The organism is Micromonospora sp. SL4-19 (assembly GCF_047921475.1).
Lineage (GTDB): Bacteria > Actinomycetota > Actinomycetes > Mycobacteriales > Micromonosporaceae > Micromonospora.
This window is the reverse complement of record NZ_JBLROB010000005.1, coordinates 74,850-100,935: the sequence shown is the minus strand read 5'-3', so window position 1 is coordinate 100,935 and position 26,086 is coordinate 74,850. Positions and strand designations below refer to the sequence as shown.

Annotated in this window: 26 protein-coding genes and 1 riboswitch; of the genes, 15 read left to right on the top strand and 11 right to left on the bottom strand. The window is 72.9% G+C overall.

Annotated features, from left to right (window positions below; all coding sequences use genetic code 11):
• Nucleotides 1-55: 55 nt before the first annotated feature.
• A complete protein-coding gene (locus ACNAVT_RS09785; protein WP_416294873.1) occupies nucleotides 56-700 on the top strand; it encodes a UbiX family flavin prenyltransferase in 645 nt (214 codons plus the stop codon).
• Nucleotides 701-730: 30 nt separating this feature from the next.
• Here ACNAVT_RS09785 and ACNAVT_RS09780 read toward each other — a convergent pair whose 3' ends face one another.
• Nucleotides 731-997, bottom strand: a complete 267-nt coding sequence (locus tag ACNAVT_RS09780; RefSeq protein WP_387142215.1) for a BldC family transcriptional regulator — start codon at nucleotides 995-997, stop codon at nucleotides 731-733.
• 269 nt (nucleotides 998-1,266) lie between these two features.
• Between ACNAVT_RS09780 and ACNAVT_RS09775 the strand changes: the two genes are divergently transcribed.
• The 3 genes from ACNAVT_RS09775 to ACNAVT_RS09765 all read left to right on the top strand — a co-directional run bounded on the left by ACNAVT_RS09775 (nucleotide 1,267) and on the right by ACNAVT_RS09765 (nucleotide 3,836).
• Nucleotides 1,267-1,725, top strand: a complete 459-nt coding sequence (locus ACNAVT_RS09775) for an Lrp/AsnC family transcriptional regulator (RefSeq protein ID WP_416294871.1) — start codon at nucleotides 1,267-1,269, stop codon at nucleotides 1,723-1,725.
• 130 nt (nucleotides 1,726-1,855) lie between these two features.
• Nucleotides 1,856-2,722: an SDR family NAD(P)-dependent oxidoreductase gene (locus ACNAVT_RS09770; protein WP_416294870.1), complete on the top strand. Its 867-nt coding sequence runs from the start codon at nucleotides 1,856-1,858 to the stop codon at nucleotides 2,720-2,722.
• A gap of 22 nt (nucleotides 2,723-2,744) precedes the next feature.
• A complete protein-coding gene (locus tag ACNAVT_RS09765; protein WP_416294869.1) occupies nucleotides 2,745-3,836 on the top strand; it encodes a PLP-dependent cysteine synthase family protein in 1,092 nt (363 codons plus the stop codon).
• A gap of 74 nt (nucleotides 3,837-3,910) precedes the next feature.
• Here ACNAVT_RS09765 and ACNAVT_RS09760 read toward each other — a convergent pair whose 3' ends face one another.
• The 4 genes from ACNAVT_RS09760 to ACNAVT_RS09745 all read right to left on the bottom strand — a co-directional run bounded on the left by ACNAVT_RS09760 (nucleotide 3,911) and on the right by ACNAVT_RS09745 (nucleotide 9,686).
• Complete coding sequence (locus tag ACNAVT_RS09760; protein ID WP_416295192.1) at nucleotides 3,911-4,534, bottom strand: putative glycolipid-binding domain-containing protein; 624 nt, start codon at nucleotides 4,532-4,534, stop codon at nucleotides 3,911-3,913.
• Between the two features lie 118 nt (nucleotides 4,535-4,652).
• Nucleotides 4,653-6,716 carry a DEAD/DEAH box helicase gene (locus tag ACNAVT_RS09755; protein ID WP_416294867.1) on the bottom strand — a complete coding sequence of 688 codons (2,064 nt, stop codon included), beginning with the start codon at nucleotides 6,714-6,716 and terminating at the stop codon, nucleotides 4,653-4,655.
• Between the two features lie 186 nt (nucleotides 6,717-6,902).
• Nucleotides 6,903-8,024, bottom strand: coding sequence for a hypothetical protein (locus tag ACNAVT_RS09750; protein ID WP_416294865.1), 1,122 nt, complete (start codon nucleotides 8,022-8,024; stop codon nucleotides 6,903-6,905).
• A gap of 111 nt (nucleotides 8,025-8,135) precedes the next feature.
• Entirely contained in the window at nucleotides 8,136-9,686 is a 1,551-nt protein-coding gene (locus tag ACNAVT_RS09745) for an NlpC/P60 family protein (RefSeq protein WP_416294863.1), read from the bottom strand.
• 242 nt (nucleotides 9,687-9,928) lie between these two features.
• Here ACNAVT_RS09745 and mqnE point away from each other — a divergent pair, with 242 nt between their 5' ends.
• The 4 genes from mqnE (at nucleotide 9,929) to ACNAVT_RS09725 (ending at nucleotide 12,444) form a co-directional block, all read left to right on the top strand.
• A complete protein-coding gene (gene mqnE / locus ACNAVT_RS09740; protein ID WP_416294862.1) occupies nucleotides 9,929-11,098 on the top strand; it encodes an aminofutalosine synthase MqnE in 1,170 nt (389 codons plus the stop codon).
• Between the two features lie 7 nt (nucleotides 11,099-11,105).
• A complete protein-coding gene (locus tag ACNAVT_RS09735; protein ID WP_416294860.1) occupies nucleotides 11,106-11,534 on the top strand; it encodes a hypothetical protein in 429 nt (142 codons plus the stop codon).
• A 36-nt stretch (nucleotides 11,535-11,570) separates the two neighbouring features.
• Nucleotides 11,571-11,849, top strand: a complete 279-nt coding sequence (locus tag ACNAVT_RS09730; RefSeq protein ID WP_416294858.1) for a DUF4229 domain-containing protein — start codon at nucleotides 11,571-11,573, stop codon at nucleotides 11,847-11,849.
• A 109-nt stretch (nucleotides 11,850-11,958) separates the two neighbouring features.
• The gene (locus ACNAVT_RS09725; RefSeq protein WP_416294856.1) at nucleotides 11,959-12,444 is read left to right on the top strand and encodes a hypothetical protein; all 486 of its coding nucleotides are present in this window, start codon (nucleotides 11,959-11,961) and stop codon (nucleotides 12,442-12,444) included.
• A gap of 68 nt (nucleotides 12,445-12,512) precedes the next feature.
• On the opposite strand, the gene ACNAVT_RS09720 is transcribed toward ACNAVT_RS09725, so the two are convergent.
• Entirely contained in the window at nucleotides 12,513-13,853 is a 1,341-nt protein-coding gene (locus ACNAVT_RS09720; protein WP_416294854.1) for a C39 family peptidase, read from the bottom strand.
• 169 nt (nucleotides 13,854-14,022) lie between these two features.
• Nucleotides 14,023-14,108, top strand: a riboswitch (cobalamin riboswitch).
• 113 nt (nucleotides 14,109-14,221) lie between these two features.
• Between ACNAVT_RS09720 and ACNAVT_RS09715 the strand changes: the two genes are divergently transcribed.
• From ACNAVT_RS09715 to ACNAVT_RS09705, 3 genes are all read left to right on the top strand, one after another.
• A complete protein-coding gene (locus ACNAVT_RS09715; protein WP_416294852.1) occupies nucleotides 14,222-15,160 on the top strand; it encodes an ABC transporter substrate-binding protein in 939 nt (312 codons plus the stop codon).
• Between the two features lie 259 nt (nucleotides 15,161-15,419).
• Nucleotides 15,420-16,451, top strand: coding sequence for a FecCD family ABC transporter permease (locus ACNAVT_RS09710; RefSeq protein ID WP_416295190.1), 1,032 nt, complete (start codon nucleotides 15,420-15,422; stop codon nucleotides 16,449-16,451).
• 106 nt (nucleotides 16,452-16,557) lie between these two features.
• Complete coding sequence (locus ACNAVT_RS09705; RefSeq protein WP_416294850.1) at nucleotides 16,558-17,337, top strand: ABC transporter ATP-binding protein; 780 nt, start codon at nucleotides 16,558-16,560, stop codon at nucleotides 17,335-17,337.
• 61 nt (nucleotides 17,338-17,398) lie between these two features.
• Here ACNAVT_RS09705 and ACNAVT_RS09700 read toward each other — a convergent pair whose 3' ends face one another.
• From ACNAVT_RS09700 to ACNAVT_RS09690, 3 genes are all read right to left on the bottom strand, one after another.
• A complete protein-coding gene (locus ACNAVT_RS09700) occupies nucleotides 17,399-18,157 on the bottom strand; it encodes a VOC family protein (RefSeq protein WP_416294848.1) in 759 nt (252 codons plus the stop codon).
• Nucleotides 18,158-18,250: 93 nt separating this feature from the next.
• Complete coding sequence (locus ACNAVT_RS09695) at nucleotides 18,251-18,988, bottom strand: ABC transporter permease (protein ID WP_416294847.1); 738 nt, start codon at nucleotides 18,986-18,988, stop codon at nucleotides 18,251-18,253.
• A 9-nt stretch (nucleotides 18,989-18,997) separates the two neighbouring features.
• A complete protein-coding gene (locus tag ACNAVT_RS09690) occupies nucleotides 18,998-19,885 on the bottom strand; it encodes an ABC transporter ATP-binding protein (RefSeq protein ID WP_416294846.1) in 888 nt (295 codons plus the stop codon).
• 182 nt (nucleotides 19,886-20,067) lie between these two features.
• Between ACNAVT_RS09690 and ACNAVT_RS09685 the strand changes: the two genes are divergently transcribed.
• The 4 genes from ACNAVT_RS09685 to ACNAVT_RS09670 are packed head-to-tail and all read left to right on the top strand — an operon-like array spanning nucleotide 20,068 to nucleotide 22,317.
• Nucleotides 20,068-20,388 carry a hypothetical protein gene (locus ACNAVT_RS09685; protein WP_416294845.1) on the top strand — a complete coding sequence of 107 codons (321 nt, stop codon included), beginning with the start codon at nucleotides 20,068-20,070 and terminating at the stop codon, nucleotides 20,386-20,388.
• Nucleotides 20,389-20,423: 35 nt separating this feature from the next.
• Nucleotides 20,424-21,350: a WXG100 family type VII secretion target gene (locus tag ACNAVT_RS09680; protein WP_416294843.1), complete on the top strand. Its 927-nt coding sequence runs from the start codon at nucleotides 20,424-20,426 to the stop codon at nucleotides 21,348-21,350.
• 9 nt (nucleotides 21,351-21,359) lie between these two features.
• Entirely contained in the window at nucleotides 21,360-21,713 is a 354-nt protein-coding gene (locus ACNAVT_RS09675) for a YbaB/EbfC family nucleoid-associated protein (protein ID WP_416294841.1), read from the top strand.
• A 4-nt stretch (nucleotides 21,714-21,717) separates the two neighbouring features.
• Nucleotides 21,718-22,317, top strand: coding sequence for a hypothetical protein (locus ACNAVT_RS09670; protein ID WP_416294839.1), 600 nt, complete (start codon nucleotides 21,718-21,720; stop codon nucleotides 22,315-22,317).
• Nucleotides 22,318-22,355: 38 nt separating this feature from the next.
• On the opposite strand, the gene ACNAVT_RS09665 is transcribed toward ACNAVT_RS09670, so the two are convergent.
• Both ACNAVT_RS09665 and ACNAVT_RS09660 read right to left on the bottom strand, forming a co-directional pair.
• The gene (locus ACNAVT_RS09665; protein ID WP_416294837.1) at nucleotides 22,356-24,440 is read right to left on the bottom strand and encodes a HelD family protein; all 2,085 of its coding nucleotides are present in this window, start codon (nucleotides 24,438-24,440) and stop codon (nucleotides 22,356-22,358) included.
• A 174-nt stretch (nucleotides 24,441-24,614) separates the two neighbouring features.
• Complete coding sequence (locus ACNAVT_RS09660; protein WP_416295189.1) at nucleotides 24,615-25,997, bottom strand: ATP-binding protein; 1,383 nt, start codon at nucleotides 25,995-25,997, stop codon at nucleotides 24,615-24,617.
• Between the last annotated feature and the right edge of the window lie 89 nt (nucleotides 25,998-26,086).

Below are 26,086 nucleotides of genomic sequence, written 5' to 3'. Positions count from 1 at the left end.
CGGTGTCGAGGGGGTCACGGCTCGACCGTCCGGCCGACCAGGCACGCTTGACGGTATGCGCGAACCATGGGTGGTGGGCGTCTCCGGAGCCTCCGGCACGCCGTACCCCGCTGCCGTCATCCGGGGCCTGCTCGATGCCGGTGCGGCGGTTGATCTGATCGTCTCCCGGGCCGCCCGGTTGACCATCCTCGACGAGACCGGCCGTCCCTTCCGGGACGCGCACTGGGCCGACGACCTGGCCGCCTGGCTGGGCCGCGACCTCACCGGCGCGGACGTGCGGTGTTGGCCCGCGGGCGACCTGGCCGCCGGGCCGAGCAGCGGTTCCTACCGGGTACGCGGCATGGCCGTCGTCCCGGCGAGCACGGCGGCGTGCGCCGGCATCGCGATCGGGCTCTCCAAGGACCTGTTGCAGCGCGCGGCGGAGGTGAATCTCAAGGAGCGGCGCCCGGTGGTGGTGGTGCCGCGGGAGACCCCGGTGACCCGCAGCCACCTGGAGCACCTCATCGCGTTGCACGACGCCGGTGCCGTCGTGCTGCCGGCCAGCCCCGGCTTCTACGGTGCCGGCGCGGCGGCCTCCGCCCAGCAGTTGGTCGACTTCGTGGCCGGCAAGGTGCTGGATGCGCTCGGGGTGCCGCACACGCTCTTCCGCAGGTGGTCGGGTGAGCTGGCGGCGGCCCGACGGGACGCGGACCGGACCTGAGGGCCGGCCCGCGTGCCGATCGGCACCGACTCAGTACATGCCGGCGTTCGCCGGTCCGGGGCCGGTCGAGGCGGTCGGGCCCATGTTGCGCGACTTGCCCATGTCCTCGGCCTCCTCCAGCATGCCCTCCCCCTCAAGCAGGGCCCGCACCTCGGATTCCCGAAACCGGCGATGCCCGCCTGGAGTCCGGATGCTGCCTATCCGGCCGGCCGCTGCCCATCTCGTCACGGTCTTCGGGTCAACCCGAAACAGCGCGGCGACCTCACCCGGTGTCAGCAGGCGATCTCCAGTGTCCACAGCCCCCTCCTCGCATCGACGAAGCCCCCGGCTGAACACACTGCCCCCGGCCGGTGCGAGCCCAGAGCCGTCATGAGGGACGTATGGCAATTACAGCACCAGCGACCTGGCCTGTCCGCCAAACGCGAAAAAAGCACGGAAGTGAGAAGTTAGTAAATGGTACTGGCCGAGATGTCCCCTGACCGTTGGTTTGTGAACCGCTACATGACGTCATGTTCAACTGTTGCCGACCGACGGGCGTTACGCCCGAACGGATAGGGTGACACTCCGTGGACGCGATCGACCTGAGCCTCGTTGAGCTGCTGCGCGGCAACGCCCGCCTGTCGTACGCCGAACTGGCCCGCCAGGTCGGCCTTTCCGCCCCGGCGGTGCACGAGCGGGTCGGGAAGCTGGAGTCGAGCGGGGTCATCCGGGCGTACCGGGCCGAGGTGGAGCCGGAGTCGATCGGGCTCAGGGTCACCGCGCTGATCGGCATCGTGGAAGACTCCACCGCCGACACCGACGGCGTGCTCGAGGCGTTCCGGCAGATGCCCGAGATCGAGTCCTGCTACTTCATGGCCGGGGTCGAGTCCTTCCTGCTCAAGGCGCGGGTCGGCACCATCGCCGAGTTGGAGCGGCTGATCGTCCGGCTGAACCGGACGCCGGGGGTGGCTTCCACCCGTACCGGGATCGCCCTGTCGACCAAGTGGGAGAACCGCCCCCAGCCGATCGAACCGTCCGCGTCCTGATCTGGTCGCCCCGGCCAGAGGTGCCTGTTCGTCCGCTACAAACTTGATGGCGTAGATGATTCGCCGCGTCTTCCGCGTCGTGGCCGTAGCGGCGCTGGTGCCGCCGCGCGCGCGACGATACGGTGCGCCGATGACGCCGCCAGCGACCGGAACCGCCCTGGCCGGGAAGGCCGGTGAAGCCGTCGGTGCGGCCGTGGTGACCGGCGCGGCCGGCGGTCTCGGCCGTGCGATCGCTGCCGCGCTGCACGCCGACGGATGGCCGGTCCTGCTCACCGACCTGGACGCTGACGCGGTGGCTGCCGCCGCAGCACCGCTCGGCGGCTGGTCCCGCCGGCTCGACGTCCGGGACGAGGCCGCCTGCGCCGAGGTCGCCGCGACGGCCGGCGCGGCGACCGGCGGGCTCGCGCTCTGGGTGAACAACGCCGGGCTGCTGGCCACCGGCCCGTCCTGGACACACGACGCGGCGACCCGACGGGGACTGGTCGAGGTGAACGCACTCGGCGCGATGACCGGAACCTTGGCCGCCTTGGCGGTCATGCGTCGGCAGGGACACGGGCACGTGCTCAACGTCGTCTCTCTGGCCGGGCTGATCGCCGCCCCCGGCGAGACCGTCTATGCCGCCAGCAAGCACGCCCTGCTCGCGTTCAGCCTCGGCACCCTGGCCGACCTGCGGATGGCCGGTGTCCGCGGCGTACACGTGTCATGCCTCTGCCCGGACGGGATCTGGACGCCGATGCTGCACGACAAGCTCGCCGACCCTGGGGCGCTGGCCTCCTTCACCGGGCCGATGCTCACGCCAGACCGGGTGGCCGCCCGGGCGGTGCGGTTGGCCCGACGCCCGCGCCCGGTGGTCAGCCTGCCGCGCTGGCGGGGCGCTCAGGTCCGGCTCCTCGACACCTTCCCCCGGCTGGCCCTGGCCGCCACCCCGGTGATCCGGGCCGTCGGCCGGGCCGGCCAACGCCGGCAGGCCCGCCGGACCCGCCCGGACGCGAGCTGACCTCGCTTGTAACGTTGCCGGCGTGACTCATCTCGACCGGTGTGACGAGGCCAGCCGGACCTGGGTGACCGAGGCGATCGCCACGGTCGAGGCGGACGCCAACCGCTCCGCCGACACCCACCTGCTGCCCTTCCCGCTTCCCAGGGAGTGGGGGATCGACCTCTATCTCAAGGACGAGTCGGTGCACCCCACCGGGTCGCTCAAGCACCGGCTGGCCCGCTCGCTGTTCCTGTACGGGCTCTGCAACGGCTGGATCGGCCCGGAGACCACGATCATCGAGGCGTCGTCCGGCTCGACCGCGGTCTCCGAGGCGTACTTCGCCCGGATGCTGGGGCTGCCGTTCATCGCGGTGATGCCCGCCGCCACCTCGCCGGAGAAGATCGCCCAGATCGAGTTCCAGGGCGGGCGCTGCCACCTGGTCGAGGATCCGGCCAAGGTGGTGATCGAGGCGCGCTGGCTCGCCGAGGACTCCGGTGGGCACTTCATGGACCAGTTCACCTACGCCGAGCGGGCGACCGACTGGCGGGGCAACAACAACATCGCCGAGTCGATCTACGCGCAGCTCGCACTGGAGCGGCATCCGGTGCCGGCGTGGATCGTGGTGGGCGCCGGAACCGGTGGCACCAGCGCCACCATCGGGCGGTACGCGCGCTACCGACGGCTCCCCACCAAGCTCTGCGTGGTCGACCCGGACAACTCCGCGTTCTACCCGGCCTGGCAGGCCGGCGACTGGTCGGTGCGGACGAACCGCGGCTCGCGGATCGAGGGGATCGGCCGGCCCACCGTCGAGGCGTCCTTCCTGCCCTCGGTGGTGGACCGGATGGTCCAGGTGCCGGACGCCGCGTCGCTGGCCGCCATGCGGGCCGGCTCGGGGGTGCTCGGCCGCCGGGTGGGCGGCTCCACCGGCACGAACCTGTGGGGGGCGTTCGGGCTGATCGCGGAGCTGCTCGCCGCCGGACGGACCGGGTCGGTGGTCACCCTGATCTGCGACGCGGGTGACCGCTACGCCGACACCTACTACTCCGACGAGTGGGTGGCCGCCCAGGGCATCGACCTCGCCCCCCACCTCGCCACCATCGACCGTTTCCTCACCACCGGCGCCTGGCCGGCCTGAAGGGCCCCTGCCAACGCCGCCGGTAGCGAAGGGAGCCCTGCTCACCCCGGAAGGAGAGGGCGCACGGCACGGAATCAGCGCGGGTCGATCCGCTCGGCCAGGCCCGGGTAGCGCACGACGAAGCCGTCGGCGTCCAGGTCCAGGTCGGCGGTGAAGGTGTCGCTGGTGAAGCGCACCTGACCCGGCCCGAGCGAGGTGTAGACCTGCTCGGCGGGGACCACGGCCAGGCTGGGCAGCAGCACCCACGCCACGGTGATCCGCCGGGCGTGGTCCGTTGGCGCCCGGCCCAGCCCGAGCCGGCGTACCGGAAGGGTGTTGAAGAGCGGTGAGCCGCTCAGGTCGACGTCGAGCGCGTCGGCCAGCCGGTCCGGCTCGTCGGTGCCCGGCAGCCCGGCCGGCGGGTGCCCGGCCGCCCGCAACGTCGCGTCCAGGTCACCCTCCTCGCCGGTGCGCACCCGCCACCCGTGCCCGGCGCGTTCCAGGCGTACGCTCCGCGCCCAGCCGGCCCCCTCGACCTCGGTCTCCAGCCGGTCGGTGGACCCGTCCGCACCGACCGTCAGCTGGTAGCGGCAGGTGTACGGGACGGGGTCCACGGCCAGCACCACGCCCCGCGCGGAGAGACCCGGGCGGTGGTCGTCGAAGACGACGTGCTCTGACCCGGCGGTGTCGGTTCTGGACCAGAAGAGCGACTTCGGCATGGTCGGCATGAAGCGGAGGTTACGCCACCCGACGGTCACCGGCACCGGATGCGGAAACGCCGCCGTCGAGTTGCTCGACGACGGCGTCCGTCAGGTTTGTCCCGTAGCGTCCGGCCGGTCAGTGCGTACGCGCCGGCGGACGGCCACCGAAGCTCCGGCGGTCGTCGCGCGGCCGGTCGTCCCGACCGCGTCCGTCCGGCCGGAACCCGCCGCGGCGGTCCGTCGACCGGAAGTCGCCGCCCCGGTCGCCGAAGCGCCGGTCGCCCCGGCCGTCCCGCTCGCCGAACTGCCGGTCGCCCCGGGCGTCCCGGTCGCCGAACTGTCGGTCGCCGCGGCCGTCCCGGTCGCCGAACTGCCGGTCGCTCCGGGCGTCCCGGTCGCCGAAGCGCCGGTCACCGCGGCCGTCCCGCTCGCCGAACTGCCGGTCACCGCGGCCGTCCCGGTCGCCGAACTGCCGGTCGCTCCGGGCGTCCCGGTCGCCGTAGCGCCGGTCGCCCCGGGCGTCCCGGTCGCCGAACTGCCGGTCGCTGCGGCCGTCCCGGTCGCCGAAGCGCCGGTCGCCCCGGGCGTCCCGGTCGCCGAACTGTCGATCGCCGCGGCCGTCCCGGTCGCCGAAGCGCCGCTCGCTCTGCGGGCGGTCCCCGTACCGGTGCTCGCCGCGGTCGCCGAAACCGCGCGCGTCGCGGTCACCGAAGCCCCGGCCACCGCTCGGCCGGTCCCCGAACCGTCGCTCGTCACCCCGGTCACCGACACGCTCGCGGCGCTCCCCGAAGGGGCGGCCGGAGCGCCGTTCGTCGCGGTCGAAGGGGGCGCGGTCGCCGAACCGGCGCTCGCCGCGCCCGCCCCGATCGAACGATCCGCGCTCCCGGTCGCCGAAGCGGCGCGGGCCGGACGGACGGTCGCCGTGCCGGCGCGGCTCGGGCTCGTCGCGGACCGGTACGCCGCTGGGCTCGCGGGCGCCGGTCAGCTCGGCCAGCGCCGCGTCGCCCGCCCGGACCCGGGTCTGGGCCGGCTCGACGCCCGCCTTCTCCAACATGGCGAGGGTCGTCCGGCGCTGCTTCGGCAGCACCAGCGTCGCCACCGCGCCCGACTCGCCTGCCCGGGCGGTACGCCCAGCCCGGTGCAGGTAGTCCTTCGGGTCCTTCGGCGGGTCGACGTGCAGCACCAGCGACACGCCGTCGACGTGGATGCCCCGCGCCGCCACGTCGGTGGCGACCAGCACGTTCATCCGGCCCTCGCGGAACTCGGCCAGGGTCCGGGTACGCATCCGCTGGGTCTTGCCGCCGTGCAGGCCGCCCGCGCGCACGCCCACGGCGGCGAGCTGCTCGACCAGCCGGTCGACGCCGAGCTGCGTACGCGCGAAGAGCATCGTGCGCCCGTCGCGGGCCGCGATGGACGCCGCGACGGCGAACTTGTCGTGCGGCGGGATCAGCAGCAGGTGGTGGTCCATGGTGGACACGGCGGCGGTCGCCGGCGCGGTGGAGTGGGTGACCGGGTCGGTCATGAACCGCGTGACCAGCGTGTCCACGTCGTTGTCCAGAGTGGCCGAGAAGAGCAGCCGCTGGGCGTCCGCCGGCGTCTTCGCCAGCAGTTCGGTGACCTCGGGCAGGAAGCCCATGTCGGCCATCTGGTCGGCCTCGTCGAGCACGGTGATCTCGACGTCGTCCAGCCTGCACACGCCACGCTCGATGAGGTCGCCGAGCCGCCCCGGGGTGGCCACGACGATCTCCACGCCCCGGCGCAGCGCGTCGATCTGCCGGTCGTACGGGACGCCGCCGACGGCGGTCTTGAGGAAGATGCCGACGGCCTTGCCGAGCGGCATCAGCGCGTCGTTGACCTGCATGGCCAGCTCGCGGGTGGGCACGAGGACCAGGGCGCGCGGGTGCAGCGGGCGGGCCCGGTTGCGCTCGGCGAGCCGGGCGATCACCGGCAGGCCGAACGCGAGCGTCTTGCCGGAGCCGGTCTGGCCCCGGCCCAGGACGTCGTGGCCGGCCAGGGCGTCCGGCAGCGTGGCCCGCTGGATCTCGAACGGGGTGGTGATGCCCTGCCGGGCGAGCGCGTCGACCAGTCGCCGGGGCAGGCCCAGCGCGGCGAAGTCGGGGGTTTCGGTGGCCGGGGGAGCCTCCGGCGTCGGGGTCTGGTCGGCGGACAGGAACGTGCCGGGGGCAGCGAAGGTGGTCAAGAAATGCCTTTCGAGCGGGGCGCATCTTCGCGATGGCCCGCCGCAACGCTGAACGCCGCCGAATCGCCCGCAAGATCGCCCATGGGCGCGCAACCGGCGCGCCGGGTCAGTGATCTCCACAAGTGTACGGCGGCGCGGCGCGGTCGCCACCTGGCCGCGACGCCGTAGTGGGCGGGCCCACCCCCGTCATTTGCTCAGCATGCTGCCGGTCAGCCCGCTCAGGGCGTTGTTCGCCAGGAACACCACCAGCAGGCCGATCGCGATCAGCAGGCCCAGCGAGGCGGCCAGCACGATCAGCACCTTGGTGTTGCTGGACCTGGCGGCCGGGGCGTCCTCGGTCCAGCCCTGGGCCAGGATGTGCCCGGTCAGCGAGCCGGAGTTCTCCAGCGGGTTGCTCTGCGGGAACGAGACCGTGGTGAAGCCGGGCCCGTCGGTGCCCCCGTACGTCGTACCGGCCAGGTCGGGGCCGCCCTGGTAGGGCGGGCCCGGGGCGACGGCCCTGGCCGCCGAAACCGGCCCGCCCGTCGGGCTGGTCGTGGCGGGCGGAGGAGGGAACGGGGGAGCCGGCATGGGGCCGGGGGGCGGCGGTGGCGCGGGCACCGGCGGCCCGGGCGGCGGCACTGGCGGGCCGGGTACCGGCGGGACCGGCCCCGGCGGGGTCGGCCCGGGCGGTGGCGCGGGCAACGGTGGCGTCGGCCGGAACGGGGGTTCCGGCTCCGGCACGGGCGGTGCCGGAGACGGCGGGGTCGGGCCCGGTACGGGCGTCGGCGCCGGCTCGGGTTCCGGCGTGGGCGGCGGCGGGGGCTGCGCGGGCTCCGGCGGCTGCGCGGGCTCGGGTGGCTCCGGGTTGACCGGCCCGACGCGGTAGACCTTGGCCCCGCCGGGCTTCGCCGCGGCCGACGAGGCGACCTCGTCCGGCGACACCCGGCTCAGGCCGGGTACGGAGGCGCTGGCCCGGGCCTGCCCCGCGTCGGCCCTCGGTGCGGGCAGCGCCGGAGCCGGCGACGGGTTCTCGAGGGTGGCGGCCGACGGCACCCGGGCGGATCCGGAAACCCGCGGCGGGCTCACCGGCGCCGACCCGGCGGAGGACACCACCCCGACCGATGCACCGACCGCCTGGTCGGGGCTGGCCGCGCGGCCGGCCGGCGGTGGTACGGCGGCATCGGGGAGGCTGACCCGGGCCCGGGCGACGATCGCCGGGGCGGACGCGGCCGGGCGATCGTCGACGGCCGGTCCGGCTGGCCGCCCGGTCAGCTCGGGCGCGGATCCGGGGTGGACCGTCTCCGCCGGAACCTCATGCTCGCCCATGCTCGCCCTCCGCGCCCATGCTCGGCCCCGGACCGTGGCGTCGGCCAGGAGTGCCTGAATCTCACCGTGCCACATTCCGGCCCGACCGCACAGTCGGAGTGGACGGTTGGGTCAGCTACCGGTGCTCGGACTTGACGAGGTGGTGTCGGCCGCGCTGTTCGACGGGTCGGCGGCGCCGGCCGTCGCGTCCGGCTCGGGGCTCGTCTCGCTCGGTGAGGGGCTCGGCGAGTCGGACCGGCTGGGCGTCGGCGACGGTGGGGGCGAGGTGCTCGGCGAGGTCGACGGGCTGGGGCTCGACGTGGTGGGCGGCGGCTGTGTGGGCGTACGGGTCGGCTTCGGGCTGGCCGTCCGGGTGGGTGTCGGCGTCGGCGTCGGCGTCGGCGGCGTGGTCGTCGGGGGCGCGGTTGTCGGGGTCGGGGCCGGCGGTGTGGTGGCCGGGGCGGGGACCGCGCCGATCACCCTGGTGGCGGCGTAGAGCCGGGTCCAGCGGACCACCGAGATCTTGACCACGTCCCCGGTCCGCGGCGCCTCGACCATCTTGCCGTTGCCGATGTACATCGCGACGTGGTGGATGCTCGTCCAGCTGCTGCCCGAGGCGAAGAAGAGCAGGTCACCCGGGAGCAGCGCGTTCGGGTCCACGGTGCGCAGGCGGGTCGCCTTGTACTGGTCGCGGGAGACCCGGGGCAGGCCGTAGTAGCCGGCCGCCCGGTACGAGGCGAGGACCAGCCCGGAGCAGTCGAAGCGGTCCGGCCCCTCCGCCGCCCAGAGGTAGGGGTCGCCGAGCTGGGCGAGGGCGTACCGCACGGCGTCCAGCGCCCTCGGGTCGGCGACCAGCCCGCTGACGCTCTGGTTGATGACGTACGGGTTGCCGATCTGCTGCTCGGCGGCGTCCTCGCGCTTCTCGATCTCGAGCAGCCGCGCGGCGTTGTCCTTGCGCAGCTTGAGCAGAACGGCTTCCTGCTGGCGCAGGTCCGCCTCGACCCGGGTGTAGTCGGCGGCCTTGCCGTCGAACTCCTGCTTGGCCGCGGTTTGCGCCTCTCGGGCGGCCCTCTCGGCGGCGGTGGCCCGGGCGACCTCGCCGTCGGTCGAGGTGGTGGCCCCTTCGGCCTTGTCGCCTCGGGTGATGCGCTGGAGGGCGCTGAGGTCGCGCAGGTCGGCGCCGAACTGCCCGGGAGGCAGGGCGGCGGCGGCCTTGACCGCGCTGGCGGCGGTGTTCCGGGCATTCTCCTGGGCCCGGGTGAGCGCCTCCTCGGCCTGCTTGAGCGCGGCGTCGGCGATGTCGAGCCGGGACTTCGCCGCCTCGCGGTCGGCCTTGACCTGGAGCAGGTCGTCGCCGAGCTGGGCGACCTTTGCGTCGACCTGATTGATCTGGGCGATGAGTGGGCCGTCGGCCGGGTTGGTGGCCCCGGGGGTGACGCCGAGCCCGCCCGGCGCCTGGCCGGGCAGCCCGCCAGGCGTGCCGGGGAACCGCAGGCCACCGACGGCAGCGGGCCGGGAGCCGGTGTCGGGAATCGTGTCGGGCAGGGGGTCGGCCCAGGCCGGGGTGGCGAGCGCCGCGGCCGCCACCGCGCCGAGCAGGGCGGACCAGAGCGCCGGACGCAGCACCGGGGAGATCACCGGACGTCCGCGTCGTTGTCGTCTGCCCTGCCTGCTGTCGACCATTCCGCTCCCCGTCCGGTCTGGTGTGTCCCGCGCCGGGTGAGCGCGGTGGACCAGGACGGCACCCGGTGTGTGTTCCGCCCCACCCTGTCTTACCTCACCGGCCCAGGTATGTCGATGCGCGGAGGGTGACGGCCGAACGGCGGACCGGTGAAATCGGTCGCTGCGGTTGACCGGGTGGCCGGCCGATCGGTCGAGCGACGTACGCTCGACCGGGACCGCAGGTGGAAGGGACGTGGCTTTCGATGGACGCCGGACTGAAGCGCGAGCTCGAAGCGAAGGTCTACGCGGGAGAGCGGTTGACCCGCGAGGACGGGATCGCCCTCTACGAGTGCGACGACCTCGCCTGGCTCGGGCGGCTGGCCCACCACAAGCGCACCGAGCTGAACGGCGACCGGGTGATGTTCAACGTCAACCGGCACCTCAACCTGACCAACGTCTGCTCCGCCTCGTGCGCGTACTGCTCGTTCCAGCGCAAGCCGGGCGAGAAGGACGCCTACACGATGCGCATCGACGAGGCGGTCCGCAAGGCCAAGGAGATGGAGGACGAGCAGCTCACCGAGCTGCACATCGTCAACGGCCTGCACCCGACGCTGCCGTGGCGCTACTACCCGAAGGTGCTGCGCGAGCTGAAGGCGGCGCTGCCGAAGGTCAACCTCAAGGCGTTCACCGCGACCGAGGTGCAGTGGTTCGAGAAGATCAGCGGCCTGAGCGCCGACGAAATCCTCGACGAGCTGATGGACGCCGGCTTGGAGTCGCTGACCGGTGGCGGTGCGGAGATCTTCGACTGGGAGGTCCGGCAGCACATCGTCGACCACGCCTGCCACTGGGAGGACTGGTCCCGGATCCACCGGCTGGCCCACTCGAAGGGCATGAAGACCCCGTCGACAATGCTCTACGGCCACATCGAGGAGCCCCGGCACCGGGTCGACCACGTGCTGCGGCTGCGTGAGCTGCAGGACGAGACGGGCGGCTTCCAGGTCTTCATCCCGCTGCGCTACCAGCACGACTTCGTCGACTCGGCGGACGGCAAGATCCGTAACCGGATCCAGGCCCGAACCACGATGGCCTCGCCGGCCGAGTCGCTGAAGACCTTCGCCGTCTCCCGACTGCTCTTCGACAACGTGCCGCACGTGAAGTGCTTCTGGGTGATGCACGGTCTCTCGGTGGCCCAGCTCTCCCTCAACTTCGGGGTGGACGACCTGGACGGCTCCGTCGTGGAATACAAGATCACCCATGACGCCGACGCGTACGGCACGCCGAACACCATGCACCGGGACGACCTGCTGCACCTGATCTGGGACGCCGGCTTCCGCCCGGTCGAGCGGAACACCCGCTACGAGATCGTCCGCGACTACGACCCGGCTCCGTCGCTGGCCGAGCGGCGCGCCGAGCCGCAGCAGGTCTGGGCCTGACGCGCCGATGACCACCGAGGAGCAGCAGCGCACCTTCCCCCGGCGGGACGCCGAGGGGCGCGTCCTCACCCTGGGCGACCTGCTCGGGGTGAGCCTTGCCGGCCTGGTGATCGGGGTGCTGGCGCTGGTGCTCTTCGAGTGGGCGTTCGCCACGATGGGTGCCGGCGGGTTCGGGCGTACCAACGGCTGGTTGGCGGTGATCCTGCCGGTCTGGTTCTTCTGGGACGACTTCCGGGCCTGGGACTTCGGCGCGGCCCGGGTGGTGGCGGCGCTGGCCGGCATCGCCGTCGGGGTGTTCGCGGGGCTTCTCGCGGCCGGCCTGGCCGCCGGGCTGCCGCCGCTGGTTTCCGGCGCGCTGGCCGCGGCGGTGTTCACCGTGGTCTACGCGGTGATCTGGTTTCATGGCGTCCACTGGCTGGCCCGGCGTACGGGCTGATGCCGCCCCACCGGTGATGGAGAACGGAGTGCGAACGTGAGCGCGGCGGTCAAGTACACGCTGGGCCGGATCGGGATGTTCGTCGGCGTGCTGGCGGCCCTCTGGTTCGTCGAGATGAACATGTTCCTGCGGCTGATGGTGGCGCTCGCCTTCTCCGCCGCGCTGTCGTTCTTCCTGCTCCGTGGCTGGCGGGACGAGATGGCCGGGGAGATGGCCGAGGCGTCGGACCGGCGCCGCGCCGAGAAGGAGCGGCTGCGCTCCGCGCTCGCCGGGGACGACCAGTCCGAGCCGGCGGACTCGCGCCGCGAGGAGTAGGCCGGGCGGCCGTTGTGGGCCCGGCTTGTCGGCCCGGACCGCGCGCGGCGGGCCGGGCACGACGAAACGGGGCAGCGCGATCGGAGCGGGGCCGCTAAGGTCGGCCGCCGTGAGTTTCCTGAACACGATCAATGGGTGGCGGACGAAGATTTTCGTCTGGATCGGTCTTCCGGTCATCGCCGCCATCGGACTGATGATGGGTGTCACCGACCTCGCCCCCGCCTGGCAGGCGAAGAGCGGTGGCGGAACGTCGGGCACCTTCACCGCGGTGCACGAGGATTGCGGCCGGCGTAGCTGCGAATGGCGCGGGACCTTCGTCCCCGCCGAGGGCGGCGCCCGGCGCGCCGACGTGATCCTCTATGACGCGCCGGACGGGCTGACCGCGGGGGCGACCGCCCCGGCCCGCGACACGGGGGCCCGCGCGGGCGTCTTCTCCACCACCGGCGGGTCGACGTACCTGCTGGTCACCGGGCTCACCGTGGCCGGCGTGGTCGCTCTGGTGGCCTGGGTGGTGATCATCGTTCGGGCGATCCGTCGCCGCCGTGAGGCGGCGCGGCCGTCGGCCCCGCCGGCCTCGTTCGCCCCGTCGCTGTAGCGCCGCGGCCGAGGTCCGTACCGAACGGGCCCGGCACCGTCCCGAGGGACAGTGCCGGGCCCGTCCCGTCACCAGTTGGTCGAGCCGGGAACGACCGGCCAGGCCTTGTCCGTCGGCTTGATCAGGTACGCGATGCCACCCGAACCGCCGGCCACCGTGCCGTTCGCCCGGTGCCGCTTGGTCCGCAGCCAGATCTGCTCGAACTGATCCCGCTTGTAGACGTTGCGCACCTCCACGTTCGAGGAGGAGGCGGGGTCGTTGACGACCACGTCACCGTCGGCGGTGAAGCCGACGACCACGAACAGGTGGCCGGCGGTGCCGTAGTTCGCCCCGTCCAGTTCCTCGGCGAGGAAGGACTGCGAGGTGACGACCGGGATGCCGGCCTTGATGAAGCGCTCCACCTCGTCCAGCGAGTGCATCCGGGTGACCCGGGCGTCCAGGCCGGGGTAGCTGGCCGCGTACGCGGTGTTGAACGGCCAGTTGCCGGCACCCTCGTACTCGTAGTCGTAGGTCATCCGGGCGGCGTGGTCGACGGTGGGGTCGGCGTAGCTCGGGTTGACCCAGGCGGTGTCCTCGGCCGAGGGCTTGCGGCCCCAGTACTCGACCACCATCTCGGTGGAGGTCGGCGAGCACCAGGCCTCACCGCCGTTGTCGTACTCCGGGTACTCGCCGCGGTGGATGTTCTGCGAGTAGCGCGGCACGGGCAGCTCGATGCCCCAGGCGATCCCGCCCTTGCTCGGCGTGACGGTGAACCGGTCGGGCACGTTCGAGCTCATCGCGCCGAGCATCCAGACCCGCGGCGAGGCGGCCTGCCCCGGCGCCCGGTAGAGGGTCAGCCTGAGCTGGTACGACCGCAGCAGCACCCCGGCCTTGGCATTGTCGATGGAGAAGGTGTCGGTCCAGATGGTCGACCAGGGGTCGCCCTGACCGTCCAGGGTGGCCCGCTTGATGTCCTGGTCGCCGGAGGCCCAGCGGCCCATCACGTACCAGGGGGTCTGCTGGCCGGTGTTGTACGTTCCGTGCAGCTCGACCTGGATCCAGGTGCCGGACGGAGTTTCCGCGTTCCATGAGGCGACCAGCTCGGTGGCGTCGAAGCCGATGGTGCGCTCCGGCGAGGTCCAGGTGGCGTACTCCCAGGTGCGGGTGCCGCCGCCGTGCTCGTCGGTGAACTCGGTGGTGCCGGCCGGCTGGCCGATGGTGATCCCGGTGCGGTGCCCCGGGATGGCGTGCGTCCCCTGGTGGGTCCCGGTACGCCAGTCCGGGTACTTCGACCACTCCTGGAAGGTGATCTGCTCGTCATGCGGGTCGACCGGGAGGTTGTTGCCCGCATGGGCGGGCACGGTGGTGCCGAGGAGGGCGAGCGCGGTCACGCCGGCGAGGGCGGCCGCGCGCAGAGATCTCGTGATCATGGCAGCTCCACAACAGAACGGCATCGTTGCCGTTCACTGTCGCGCCTGGAAGGAACTTTCGCCAGGGGTCAACGCATGGAAAATCATTGCCGACACCCTGCCCACCCCTCCCGTCCGGACGATCTCCGCTGGTCGTGCGCTACCGTGCTACCGACCAGCCCGCAGCGAAGCCGGTGCGAAACCGGCGCTGTCCCGCAACTGTGATGCCCCACCTCGGCGTCGGCCCACCGCCGCTGCCGACGGGGACGAGCCAGGTCGCCTGCGGCACGGTCGCGACACGCGCTCTCGAGGAAGGGCGCCTCGCGGACGGGTACGCCCAGGCGGTCCTGTCGGCGAAGCACCACGCTCCTCGACCGACAGGAGGACCGATGTCCAGACGTACCCCCCGGCTCTTCGCCGCCGCCCTCGCGCTCGGCGCGCTCGTCCTCGGCGGCTGCGCCGAGAAGACCCCGGCCGACGCCCCCGCCTCCGGCGGTAGCTCCGCCGCCGCCAGCTTCCCGGTCACCGTCGGCAAGCTGACCCTGGAGAAGCGCCCGGAGAAGATCGTCTCACTCTCGCCGACCGCGACCGAGATGCTCTTCGCCATCGGCGCCGGCAAGCAGGTCACCGCCGTCGACGACCAGTCGAACTACCCGGCGGACGTGCCGAAGAGCGACCTCTCCGGCTTCCAGCCGAACGCCGAGGCGATCGCCGGCAAGAGCCCCGACCTGGTGGTGCTCGCCAACGACATCAACAAGATCGTCGACCAGCTCACCACGCTGAAGATCCCGGTGCTGCTCACCCCGGCGGCGGCCACGCTCGACGACACGTACCAGCAGATCACCGACCTGGGCGCGCTGACCGGCCACCCGGGCGAGGCGGCCGACGTCACGAAGAAGATGAAGGACGACATCGCCGCGCTCACCAAGGACCTGCCGCAGCGCGCGAAGAAGCTCACCTATTTCCACGAGCTTGGCCCAGAGCTGTACACCGCGACCAGCAAGACCTTCATCGGCTCCATCTACGCCATGGCCGGCCTGGAGAACATCGCCGACCCGTCGGACGCCGACGGCAGCAAGGGCGGCTACCCGCAGCTCTCCCAGGAGGTCATCGTCAAGGCGAACCCCGACTTCGTCTTCCTGTCCGACACCAAGTGCTGCCAGCAGACCGCCGAGACCGTCAAGGCCCGCAGCGGCTGGGCCGGCGTCACCGCGGTGAAGAACAACCAGATCGTCGCCCTCGACGACGACGTCGCCTCGCGCTGGGGCCCGCGCGTGGTCGACCTGGTCCGGGCGATCGTCGACGCCACCGCCAAGGTCCCGGCGTGACCTGCCGGTGACCGTGCGACCAGCGGAATCCGCCGAGCCGGCCGGGGTGCCCGACGCGTCCCGGCCGTCCGGCGTGCCCGCATCCCGTTCCGCGAGCGGCGTCCCTCACGCCGCCGGCTCCGAGGCGGGGCAGGCGGGCGCCGACGGCGCCGGGAGGGCTCAGGCCGGCGGTGCGGGCGGTGGATCCGGGCGGACCGGTGCCGCCACGCTTCCGCCCGGCCGCCCGGCCGGCCGGCGCCCCGCGGTCCGGCCGGCCGGGCTGCGGAAGCGCTGGCTGGTGGCCGGGATCGGCGCCGTGCTGGTCGCGCTGGTCGCCGGGGTGTCCCTCGGCCCGGTCAGCCTGCCGCCCGGCAGCGTCGCCGCCGAGCTGCTCAACCTGGTGCCCGGGGTGCACCTGGACAGCGGGCTCACCGAGCGGGAGGTCGCCATCGTCACCGAGCTGCGGCTGCCCCGGGTCGTGCTCGGCCTGCTCGTCGGCGGGCTGCTCGCCCTGGCCGGCGGCTGCTACCAGGGTGTCTTCCGCAACCCGCTGGCCGACCCGTACCTGCTGGGCGTGGCGGCCGGCGCCGGGCTCGCGGTGACCGCGGTGATCGCCCTCGGGGTCGGGGCGGGCGGCGCGCTGAGCGGCATGCCGGTCACCATCCCGCTCGCCGCGTTCGTCGGGTCGCTCGGCGCGGTCGCCATGACCTACCTGCTGGGCGCGGCCGGCGGGCGCGACCGGTCACCGGCCGCGTTGATCCTGGCCGGAGTGGCGGTGTCGGCGTTCTTCGCCGCCGGGCAGACCTACCTGCTGCAACGGCACGCCGAGAACATCCAGCAGGTCTACTCCTGGCTGCTCGGGCGGCTCGCCACCGCCGGCTGGCACGACGTCCGGCTGGTCCTGCCGTACTTCCTGATCACCGCGGTCGTGGTGCTGGCGCACCGCCGCGAGCTGGACGTGCTCTCCGTCGGCGACGACGAGGCCACCAGCCTCGGCCTGCACCCGCAGCGCTCCCGCTACCTGCTGATCGCCGCCGCTTCGCTGGGCACCGCCGCCGCGGTCTCCGCCTCGGGTCTGATCGGCTTCGTCGGCATCATCGTGCCGCACACCGTGCGGCTGCTCGCCGGGTCCAGCTACCGGGTGATCCTGCCGCTGTCGATGCTCTTCGGCGGGGCGTTCCTGGCGCTGACCGACGTGGTGGCCCGGACCGCCGCGGCCCCCGCCGAGATCCCGATCGGCGTGGTCACCGCGCTGCTCGGCGGCCCGTTCTTCGTGCTGGTGCTGCGAACCGCCCGCCGGGTGCTGACGTGAGCGCGAGGAGTGAGCCGGGTTTGCGAGCCCCGCAGTCGCGAACAATGGTGGCGCTGTGAGCGCGAGGAGTGAGCCGGGTTTGCGAGCCCCGCAGTCGGGACCAGAGGTGGCGCCGAGTGCGGTGGCGGTTCGGGACCTGCGCGTCAGCCTGGGCGGCGCGTCGATCCTGGCCGGCGTGGACCTGACCGTCGCCGTGGGTGAGTGGGTCACCGTGATCGGCCCGAACGGCGCCGGCAAGTCGACCCTGCTGCGCGCCGTCGGCGGCCTGCTGCGCGCGCCGGGCGCGGTCACCCTCTTCGGTACGCCGATCCAGGCGCTCCGCCGCCGCGAACGGGCCCGGATCGTCGCCACCGTCGCCCAGTCCCCGGTGCTGCCGGCCGGCATGTCGGTGTTCGACTACGTGCTGCTCGGGCGTACCCCGTACGTCCCGACGCTGGGCCGGGAGTCGGCCGCCGATCTGGCCGCCGTGCACGAGGTGCTGGACCGGCTCGACCTGGGCGCGTTCGGGCACCGGGAGCTGGCCACCCTCTCCGGCGGGGAACGGCAGCGGGTGTTCCTGGCCCGTGCACTGGCCCAGGGCGCCACCCTGCTGCTGCTCGACGAGCCGACCAGCGCGCTGGACATCGGCCACCAGCAGGAGGTGCTGGAGCTGGTCGACCAGCTCCGCCGCGAGCACGGCCTGACCGTGCTCGCCACCATGCACGACCTCTCCATCGCCGGCGAATACGCCGACCGGCTGGTCCTGCTCGCCGGCGGCCGGGTGGCCGCGTCCGGCCCGCCGCACGAGGTGCTCACCGAGGAGCTCCTCGCGACGCACTACCGGGCACACGTCCGGGTCGTCCAGGGCGACCACGGCCCCCTCGTCGTCCCCGTCCGCCCCCGCTGAAAGTTCCTGATGCTCCTCGCGGAGGAGCGGCCCCCAGCCGACCGCGCACCGGGGCGCACGGTCAGCGGGGGGCGACGGTGGAGAAGAGGGCGCCCCCGGGGTCGCGGAGGGCGGTGAGCCGGCCCTTCGCCGTGTCCCGGGGCGGGACCAGCACGGTGGCGCCGAGCTCGGTGGCGCGGGCGGCGGTGGCATCGGCGTCCGCCACCGCGAACCACACCGACCAGTACGCCGGCAGGTCGGTCGGCAGCTCGGTCAGCGGCGGCGTCATCCCGGCGACGATCCGCGCGCCGCAGCGCCACCCGGTGTACGGCTTGGGCTCACCCGGCTGCTCCTCCGCGTGCCAGCCGAAGACCAGCTCGTAGAACTCCTTCGCCCCCTCCGGGTCGGGGGTGACCAGTTCGTTCCAGCACAACGACCCCGGGGCGTTGAACAGCTCCGCGCCGCGCATCGCCATCGGCTGCCAGACGCTGAACACCGCTCCGGACGGGTCGGAGAGGACCGCCATCCGACCCTGGTCGAGGACGTCGAACGCGGGGACCACGACCTGGCCACCGGCCGCCTCGACCCGGGTGGCCGCCAGCTCGGCGTCGTCGGTCGCCACGTACGTCGACCAGATCGGCACCTGGTCCGGGGCAGCCGGCGGGCCCACTCCGGCCACCGCCTTGCCGTCCTTGAGAAAGACGGTGTAGCCGGCGGCCGCCGGGTCCTGGGAGACCCGACCGGTCCAGCCGAACAGCTGCTGATAGAACCGCTTCGCGTCCTCCAGCCCCGGGGTCGCCAGGTCGGCCCAGCAGGGCGTGCCGGGTTCCACGCCGCTCACGGTGACCCCTCTCGCCGGGGCTGCCCCGCTGGCACGCCCTGCCGGCATCGTGGCACCGTCCCGTACCCCACCGGGCCGGAATCGGGCAAGACGTCAGGTGAAGCGGCGTCCCTCGTCCCGCCGGTACGCCCACCCGGCGACCGCCGCGAGCACCACCACCCAGACGCCCAGCATCACCATCGCCAGCAGCTCCGGGCGGAAGTCGGTGGTGGCCGCCCACATCAGCTCCACCGCTCCCCGAGTCGGCAGGTAGGGGGCGATCGCCTTGACGAAGCCGGGTGCGTCGTCGGGGCCGGAGAGGAGGCCGCCGCCGAACGCGAGGGGGAAGAAGATCACCTGGGCGACCACGATCGCCGCTTTGCTCGGCAGCGAATATCCGATGGCCAGCCCCATGAGAGTGAACGGCACCGAGATCACGGCGACGGTGGCGGCGGCGAGCAGGAACCCCATCGGGGTCACCCGGGCCGCGGTGCCCACCGCGGCGATCACGACCACCGGAATCATCGACAGGTACGTCATCACCAGGCCGGCCAGGATCCGCCCGGCCAGGCGTGGTGCCGGGCCGGCCGGCAGCGTCCGGGTGTACGGGTTCCACGGCTGGTCGCGGTCCTCCGCGACGCCGATGCCGTACTGGAAGATGTTGGCGCTCATCACGGCGAAGGTGATCATGGCGGCGGTGGCGTACGTCGCACCGACGGGGTCACTGCCGGCGAACGGCACCACGAAGAAGAGCATTGCGGCGGCGGGGAAGAACGCGCTGCCGACCACCGCGACCGGGATCCGGACGATCTCCAGCAGCTGGTAGCGGGCGTGGGTCAGGGCGAGGGACACGGACGTCTCCTAGGCGGCGATGATCGTGGCGCGGTCGTGGGTGGTGATGGCGAGGAACGCCTCCTCCAGGGAGGTGGGCCGGACCTCCAGCTCGCGGAAGGCCACCCCGGCGGTGACCAGGTCGCGGACGAGCTGGTCCGCGTCCGTGGTGAGCAGGTGGGTACGCCCCTCGGCGTGCTCGGTGGCGACCACCCCGGGCAGCGCCGGCAGGTCGTCGGCGACCAGGCTGACCCGGCGTACGCCGACGATGCCACGGACCGCCTCCACGGTGTCGTCGGCGAGCACCCGGCCGTGCCCCATCACCACCACCCGCTGGGCGAGGGCCTCCACCTCCTCCAGATAGTGGCTGCTCAGCAGCACGGTGCCGCCGTCGGTGTGGAAGCCGCGGATCGCCTCCCAGAGGGTGTGCCGGGCCTCGACGTCCAGCCCGGTGGTCGGCTCGTCGAGGACGACCAGCCGGGGCCGGCCGACGAAGGCGAGGGCCACCGCGAGCCGGCGGCGCTGCCCGCCGGACAGCCCCCCGGTCTGCCGGCGCACCTGGTCGGTCAGGCCGAACCGGTCGAGCAACTCGTCCCGGGGGATCGGGTCGGTGAAGTGCGCGGAGACGAAGTCGACCACCTCGCCGACCCGGAGCGTGCCGGGCAGCCCGGTCTCCTGTGGGGTCACTCCGAGCTCGCGCCGGGTCACCGCCTCGCGTGGGTCGCCGCCGAACAGCTCCACCCGGCCGGCAGTGGGACGGCGCAGCCCGACCAGCAGGTTGAGCAGCGTGCTCTTGCCGGCGCCGTTCGGCCCGAGCAGGCCGACCAGCTCCCCGGCGCGGACGGTCAGGTCGACCCCGTCCAGGGCCAGCACGTCGCCGTAGCGGCGGCTGACCTGATCGGCGCGGGCCAGGATCATGGGTTCTCCTTCGCAGGTCGTGATGCAGGGTGGAGTCGTCGTCACCTGTGTATCGTGCCCCCGCCAGTGCCGCCGTCCGAGACGGGCGGGCGCCGGACTCCCCGGATCCCCTACTGTGGTATCCCGCCGGCCGCCTCGTCGCAACGACGGGCGGGGTGCCGACCGGACACTGGGGAGGGTCTGTGACTAGTCCGAGCAGGAACCTGGACGTCCAACCGGAGGCGCTGAAGGCCTTCGCCGCGGCCTCCCGGGACCGGGCGGCCCGGTTTCACGAGTTGAGCCGGGTCTTCCGTGACGGGCACGTGCCCCGGCACGCCTTCGGGATCATGCCGGCGTCCTTCAGCCTCGCGGCCGCGTACGCCGAGCAGTTCGAGGCGTGCCTGCAGGGGCTGGAGGAGGGCGCGGAGGCGATGGCCGACATCGCCGAGGGGATGAGCGACACGGCCGACGCCTACACCGGCACCGACGTGGCGAGCAACGACATGTTCGTGCCGGGTGCCTGAGGGAGACGGATGAGCGAGCGTATTGAGGTGGGCGCATGAGCACCGAGGCGCTGCACCGCAACAAGACCTACTTCGAGCAGATCGTGTCGGGCACGCCCGACCCGTTCAAGCCGCTTTCGCAGGCCGTGCTCTGGCCGTTCGAGCAGTTGCTGGAACTGGTCGCCGGTGAGCCGGACGACCTGATGACGGCCGCCCAGCTCGCGCTGACCACCGGCGAGGCGGTCCGGCAGATCGCCGGCGACCAGATCGCCGACCGGGCGCGGCTGCGCGGCGCCTGGGACGGCGACGCGGCGGAGAAGTTCCACGCCTCGATGGAGTCGGTCGAGGAGGCGATCGAGGAGCTGGCCAAGGGGCTGGACGGCACGAAGGAGGTGCTGGTCGACGCGGCGAACGCCGCGGTCGAGGCGTTCAACCTCCTGGTCGAGCTGATCCTGGAGTTCCTGCTCTGGTTCCTGACCGAGGTCATCATCGCCGCCGTGGCCGCCCTGCTCAGCGCGGGCGTGACGCTGGCCGCCACGGTGGTCCGGGTGCTGGCCCGGCTCGCCACCACGGTCGGCCGGATGTGCAAGATCGTCGCCCGGTTCGCCGAGATCCTCACCAAGCTGGTCACCAAGCTGGAGAAGGTCGCCGAGCTGCTCACGAAGTACCGCAAGCTGGTGATGGAGCTACGCAAGGCCAAGAAGGCGTACCGGGCGTGGAACAAGTCCGGTTACACCAAGGAGGCGTTCGCGTTCAAGATGAAACGCGCCGCCATCCTGTTCCCCGGCAAGTTTGCGATCAACCACACGTCCCCGGTGAACATCCCCGGGATCGGCAGCACCCTGTTGGACACCGGCGTCGGGCTGCATGACATCTCCGACGGGCACAAGGACCGCAACTACCTGGTGGACGGCACATACAAGGAGGACCTGGGTCCGTACACCCAGGGTGTGCAGAACGTCTTCGACTCGATCGTCAACTGAGAGGCAGCCATGACCTTCCCCGCCCTGGACCGGATCGAGGCGCTGGCCCGCAACCTGGACGGTTGGCAGCGCGAGCTCGGTGCGCGGATGGCCGAGCTGGAGCAGTGCAGCGCCGAGGGGGTGAGCGACTCCGGCCTGGTCACCGTGACCGCCGCCGCCGACGGCAAGATCCTCTCCACCGACGTCAACGCCCGGGCGATGCGCATGGACTCGTACACCCTCGCCGAGGAGTTCACCGCCGCCGCGAACCGCGCGCAGGAGGCCGCCGCCGCCCGGGTCCGCGAGATCGTCGGCGAGGTGATGGGCAATGCGCCGGCCGCGCCGCGCCCGGCTGCCGACGACTACGGCTACGACCGGTACTGAGCCGATGGACGAGACAAGCCACCGCGCCCGGATCGACCAGCTCGTCGAGCCCGGCGAGCGGGTGCTGGCGCACGCGCTCGCGGAGGTGGGCGGCGGTCTGACGCCCCCGCCGCCGCCCGACGACGTGGCCCCCGACGCCCCCGGCCGGAGGACCGTCGCCTCGGTGCTGCTCAACCTGCTCGTCCCGCTGGCCACCTGGCACGGTGGCGACCGGCTGGTGGACCTGATCGGCTGGGGGACAGCCGGCCGGGGCGCCCCCGGCTCGGCCGCCTCCCGGCTGCACCGGGCGCTCAATCCGGCCCGGCCGGACGGGAAGGTGCGGCACACCCTGCTCGCCGTCACCGACCGGCGGTTGCTGGTCTGCGTCACCGGCGCGGTGAAGGTGCTGTCCAACCGGGAGGACGACGAGCGGGCCCTGGCCGAGACCCGGGTCGCCTGGTCGGCGCCGCGGGCCGAGGTGGCGTCGGCCCGGGTCGGCTGGCACCGGCTCAACCCGAAGCGGCTGCGCATCGACTTCACCGACGGCTCGTGGCTCGCCTTCACCGTGCCGATCGCCGAGTCGGGCCGACCGCTGCGCGCGGTCGCCGCCGCCCTCTCCGCCTGAACCGGCCGCCGGTCGCTCCCCGGGGCGGGCGCGGCCGGTCAGCCGGCCAGGGGAGCGGGCAGCGGGTCCCGGTGCAGCACCGCGAGCCGGGAGACCGCCCGGGTCAGCACCACGTAGAGGCGGTGCAGGCCGCGTGGCTCGGCCGCCACGATCGCGGCCGGCTCGACGACCACCACGTGGTCGTACTCCAGGCCCTTGACCAGCGTCGCCGGGACCACGGTGACCCGCGCCGCGGCCTCCACGTCGTCCGCGGTCGCGGTCTCCACGCCCGCGTCGGCGAGCGCCGCGCGGAGCCGGTCCACCGCGTCGTCGGCGGCGATCACACCGACCGAGCCGTCGTGGGCGAGCGCCGTGAGCACCTCGGCCACCGTCGCCGCCGTCAGGTCGTCCACGGTACGCAGGTCCAGCGTCCCGTCGTGGCGCAGCGACTCGGCCGGGGGTACGTCGACCGCGAGCGCGGGCAGCAGCCGGTTCGCGAACGCGACCACCGCCGCCGGCACCCGGAAGCCGACGCTGAGCGGCACCACGGCCGCGTCCGGCTTGCCCAGGTGGGCCAGGGACTTCCGCCAGTCGGTGGCGGCCCAGGGCGCGGTGCCCTGGGCCAGGTCGCCGAGCAGGGTGATCGAGCCGTGCTCGCTGCGGCGGGCGATGGCCCGGCACTGCATCGGGGAGAGGTCCTGCGCCTCGTCGACCACCACATGCCCGAAGCCGCCGGGCCGCTCGATCAGGCCGGCCGCCTCGTCGATCAGCACGGCGTCCGCAGCGGTCCACTTCGTCGCCTTCGGGGTGCGGCCCAGCTTCGTCCCGGCGCGGTCGGGCCGTCGCCCAGTCGTGGCCACGCCCGCGCCGCCGGCCGTCGAGCCGAGCAGCAGGGCCTGTTCCTCGGCGCTGAGCAGGCCGTCAGCCGCCGCGGCGAGGGCGTCGGCGTCGGACCAGAGCCGGTGCAGCAGCCCCTCGGGGGTCAGCGCCGGCCAGACCGTGTCGAGGTAGGCGGTGACGGGCTTGGCCCTGCCCATCCGACGCAGCCAGACGTCGCTGGGCGACTCCGCCCGGTGGGCCTCGGACTGCCGTTGCAGCAGCCCCACCACCCGGGCTCGGACGCGCTCCCGGCCGGTGGCGTACGGCAGCCCTTCCCGGCGGGTCTCCTCGACCACCCGGTGCAGCGGGTCGAGGCCGATCCGCCAGCGGAACGAGCCGTCCGACACCATGATCGGTTCGATGGGCGTACGGATGTGGGCGTCGACCGCGCGCCGTAGCACCTCAGCCATCCGGACGTCGTGCTTCAGGGCGGCGACGGCCGGGTCGTCGACGGCGCGTACCGGCACCCGGGCGACCAGGTCCTCCACCGTGGCCTGCTCGACCTCGACCTCGCCGAGCGCCGGCAGCACAGCGGCGATGTACGACAGGAACGCCCGGTTGGGCCCGACGATCAGCACCCCCGACCGGCGCAGCCGCTCCCGGTGCAGGTAGAGCAGGTACGCGGCGCGGTGCAGCCCGACCGCCGTCTTGCCGGTGCCCGGCGCGCCCTGGACGCAGATCGAGTCGGCCAGGTCGGCCCGGACCAGCTCGTCCTGCTCGGGCTGGATGGTGGCGACGATGTCCCGCATCGGGCCGACGCGGGGGCGCTCGATCTCGGCGGTAAGGATCCGGCTGGCCGTGCCCAACTCCTCGCCCCGGTCCAGGTGCTCGTCCTCGAAGCTGGTCAGCGCGCCGGAACTGAACCCGAACCGGCGCCGGACGGCGACGCCCTGCGGGTCGCGGGCGCTGGCCCGGTAGAACGACCGGGAGACCGGGGCCCGCCAGTCCAGCACCAGGGGCTCGCCGAGGTCGTCGGTGACGTGCCGCCGCCCGACGTGGTATTCGCGCCCGGCGTGATCCGGATCGGTGTCCCCGAAGTCGAGCCGGCCGAAGAAGAGCGGGGTGGTGGGGTCGTCGGCGAGTTCCTTGACCCGCCGGGCCATGTGCCGGCCCAGCTGTTCGGCGGTGTACGCGTCCCCGGCGACCTTGTCGCCGGTGGCGAAGAGCGCCTCGGCGCGCTCACGCATCCGGCGCAGCGCGGCGCGGGAGGTGTCCAGGTGGGCGCGTTCGGCGGTGAGATCGGTGTCGAGGTCAGTTGCGGGCACGCTGACTCCTGTGGAGGTCTTCAAAGCCTGCTCGCTCGCGTATCCGGGGGCGGATGGCCGGCACCCGGCGCGGGGACGTCCGCTGCGGTGCATGCTCACCGCGGCCGTCATGCGGCCATCCAGCCTACGCGTGATGTTCCGCTTCGCCCACCGAATTTCGATGTCGGACCAGGATCAGCCAGCGCCCACGATGTCGGCGGGAGTGAATGTGCGGACGCCTGGATGGCTGGCCAGCGTGTCGTCCGCTCCGCCGCGGGACCAGAATGCGAACGTCAGTCCAGCCCGACCTGGTGGAGGCAGATAGGCAGCCCGTCGCTGCAGCTCACCGAGGTCGCGTTGAGCGAGCGGTTCAGCCTGCCACCGGCATTCGCCGACGAGGACCGGCTCATCATCGGCGAGCCCGAGGACGTCGATCTCGACGGTCTCGTCTTTCCACCACCGCCCGATGATCGTGTCGCCGGGCAGCGCGCCAGCCGCCACCAGACGCTGAGCGTGATCGCGGGCTGCCGCTTCGAAGACTCGGGCGAGATGGATCTGCCACCGCCCGGCGGTGCGCTGCCGCACGGCCGGGCCTTGGCCGCCGTCGATCAGGTCGGCATCATCTCGCAGCACCCGGAACCAATACGCGAGGTAGTCATCGGCGATTTCGTAGAGCGGATCGGTGGAGCCGCCGGCCCCGAGGGCCCGGACCGCCCGCACATAGCCAGCCCGACGCAGCCGGTCGAGGGTGTAATCGATGCGTTGCTGAGCCCGGCCGGCTATCTTCGACCGCCGTCTGGCGCCACCGGCCATGGCGGTGAGGACCCGCTCGTATCCGCCGCGCCAATCCAGGTCCTCGGAGAGGATGTCTGGCGCGTCGCGCAAGAGAAGTCCGCCCGGAGTGAAGGCCAACTCGTCGAGGTTCTCCGCGATCGAACGGTGTGGCGACCAACGGCTCAGGTGCAGTGGGTAGCCACCGCAGGCCGCGTAGGCCTGGATGAAGTCTGCTGGCGACAACTCCGGTAGGAATGCCCGGGCATCGATGAGGGGAAACGGGTCCATCCGCCGCTCGAGGCTGGCGCGGCGGTGGAGGCCGCCCTGCGGGCCCAGCATCTGTTCCATCACAGTGACCGCCGAGCCCGAGAGTACGAGCATCAGCCGTTGGTTCCGAACGTGGTTCTCCCATACTGCGGAGACCGTGTCGGCGAAGTCGGCGTGCCCCCCGGTGAGGCGGGGGGCCTCGTCGAGTACGACCAGCAGGGGCTCGGTACGGGCCAGTCCGGCGACGAACCGCAGCGCTGCCTCCCAGGTCGGGAAGGTCACTGGCGCGAGGTCCGCAACCTCTTCGCCGAGTTGCTCGCGTAGTGCTTCGGCGAACCGGCGTAGCTGCCGTTCGTCGGTGTCCTGGCGGGTCGCCGTGAAGTAGACGGCCCGCTTGCCCTCGGCGAAGTGGGTCAGCAGGTAGGTCTTGCCGACCCGGCGGCGGCCCCAGACCACGGCCAACTCCGGCTCGCCGGCTGTGACGTGCGCCCAAGCTGTGGCGAGTTCCGCCAATTCGGCCTTTCGTCCTAGTACCACCACAACCTCACGGTACTACAAACACTTTGTACTACAAGCTATTTGTAGTGTTGGCCCTCACCTCATGCCCGGTGTGCTCCCTCCTGGGT